This window comes from Paraburkholderia bengalensis, from assembly GCF_037126505.1.
Lineage (GTDB): Bacteria > Pseudomonadota > Gammaproteobacteria > Burkholderiales > Burkholderiaceae > Paraburkholderia > Paraburkholderia bengalensis.
In genome coordinates, this window is sequence record NZ_JACFYJ010000222.1 from 1 (window position 1) to 2,452 (window position 2,452).

A 2,452-nucleotide genomic window follows, 5' to 3' on the forward strand; every position below is an offset into this window, starting at 1 on the left:
CGCAAAGCCGTGCTGCGGCTGCCCCGGCACGCCGTGCTGCTGTGCGTCGACCTGAGGCGCCGCGCTGCCGCCGGGCCGCTGACCGCCGGGGGCACCCGGACCACCTGGAGCACCGCGAACATCCGCCGTCTGCCCCGGCGCATGCGAGCGCACCAGGCGCACATTCGCGACGGGCTCGTTGCCGCCGAGCGTCTGTCCGCCGAAGTGCGCCGGCACGGCCGTGCGCACGAACGGCTCGCCCGCGCCCGGCACGCGTCCATGGCCGCCCTGCGCGAAGTGTTGCGCGAGGCGGTCGTGATATGCCGCCGGTACGCCCGGCTCGCGCGTACCGACGACGGGCCGCGCCATCACGTTTGCGGGCGGCCGGTAAGCGGTGTTGCGCATGCCCGGTCCGAAGCTCTGCTTGACGGGCGCGATGCCCGGTGCGCCCGCACTGAAGCGGGCGTTGCGCCATTGAGCGGGATCGGCGGGATGGGCGAAGCGGTTGGTCGGCTGTCCACGGACGAAGGCCGTCGCGGGCATTGCCGTCACGGCGCCCGGCCTGCCGTAGTTGAGGTAGGTGTTGTGGAAGTTGTTATGGATGTCGACGCGGTTGTTGACGATCACCGTGTTGTTCACGCGCTGGTAATAGCGTGGGCTCCAGTCGTGCCCCCAATGCGGATGCCACGGCTCGCCCGGCCCGAGCGCGAACCATGCAAGACCCGCTGCCGCCACACCGCCGACGGCGAGATTCACGCCCCAGTCGCCGCCGCCATCGCCGCCATCGCCGACGAAGGCAACGAGGGCGGGCGCATAGGCGGGCTCGCTGGCGACCGCCTGCCCCGGCACCCAGGCCCACGCATCGTCGACATAAGCCCAGCGGCCATAGTGGTACGGCGCGAAGCCCCACGGCGCATCGTCGACCCATGTCCAGCCCCACGGCGCCTGCCAGATCCAGTGGCCGTTGCGGTACGGCGCCCAGCCCTGCGGCTCCTGGCTCGGCACCCACACGTCGCCGTATTGCGGCGTGCTGCGCCACGTGCCGTTCGCATCGAGATCCTGATAGCCGGGCATTTCACGCGACACGTAGCGTGCGGATACCGACCGGTCCTCGGCGGCGTCGCGGCCTGCCGCCCACTCGTCGAACGCGTCGGGACCGGCCACGCGGCTGTCGGCCGTCTGCTGCAGGCTCGTGCCCGTGAACGTGATCTGCTGCCCGGCCGCGACGGGCACCTGGCCATTGTCGCCGTAGACGGTCGCGCTGCCGCTGCGCACGGCGACGGTCGTCGCGCTGCCGTCCGGCGCGACGTCCACGCGATAGTCGCCGGGGCCGTTGATGCCGAGCGCAACGTTGGGTGTATCGATCTCATACGACGTGCCGGGCGCGATCGCGCGCACGCGCGTCGACAGCGTGCCTTGCGCGACTTTCAGCTGCGTGCTGTTGTCGTCGAGGTTGAGGATGTCGAGGCTGGTCTGTCCGCCCATGCGGACAGCCGTCGAGCCGACGTGCAGTTCGGAGCGCGCGCCTTTGTCGTTCCACAGCTGGTCGCCCGTGGTGAGCGGCCGGTTGACCTGCGCGTACGACCAGTCGGACGCGCCCGCCGGCTCCGTCGTGACCGTGCCCGCCATGTAGTTGAGCCGCGCGACACGGCTGGGTGGATCGCCGTCCGCCGCCGATTGCGCGGACTGCGGGTCATTCGGCTGCTGCGCCCACGCCGGCTGCAACGCCAACGCAGCCAGTGCGCCCGCAATGGCGAGCGTCACGAGCGAAGCACGGCGGGATGCGGACTGCGGGGATGTCGGGCCGGGTGTGGTGAGTGATGTGTTCATGGTTGTCGTCGCTCCATCGGACGCCGCGCAACGCGACGCCGGGTGGAATCACTCTACCTGCGGGGCCTGTTTCAAGGCCCTCTCATTTGTAAGCCACTGCGACGGCGCTGTAACAAAAGTTGTCGCGCTGCGCATCGCCGGCCAAGCGTGCGTCAGTGGAGGAGAAATGCGTCGAATTGACGATGGCCAGCGGGCGTCACGCGGAGGATGCGCGGCCGGTCGGTGCGCTCGACCCAGCCGCGCTGCGACCATGATTCCAGCAGCGCCGCGCCGAGCGCGCCGCCCAGATGCGGACGCCGCTCGCTCCAGTCTGGACAGGTGCAGGCAAAGCGGCGGCGGCGTGTGCGCTGCTGCGCGACGTCGATGCCCCAGTCGGCGAGCAGCGCCGAGCCGTCGGGCGTCGCGTCCAGCGCGTCGCCGTGGGCCGTCAGCAGACCGCCGTCGACGAGCTTTTCGTAGACGCGCACGGCCAGTTCGCCCGCCATATGGTCGTAGCAGGTGCGCGCATAGCGCATGTCGACGGGCACGGTGCGCGCCGGGCGCGACATCTCGACGCCGATGGCGCGCTACCCCGAATACCGGCAAAGCCGCCAGTCTTTCGGCATCAACGTGCTGGGTACGCTGGTCGTCGAAATCGAAGCGA

Annotated in this window: 1 protein-coding gene and 1 pseudogene; both read right to left on the reverse strand. The window is 70.5% G+C overall.

Going from position 1 to position 2,452, the window contains the following annotated elements:
- Positions 1–1,809, reverse strand: a 1,809-nt coding sequence (locus tag H3V53_RS42760) for a DUF6600 domain-containing protein (RefSeq protein WP_336602981.1), incomplete at its 3' end; no start/stop codon positions are given.
- Positions 1,810–1,961: 152 nt separating this feature from the next.
- Positions 1,962–2,351: pseudogene (locus H3V53_RS42765) on the reverse strand (transcriptional regulator); the annotation flags it as partial.
- Between the last annotated feature and the right edge of the window lie 101 nt (positions 2,352–2,452).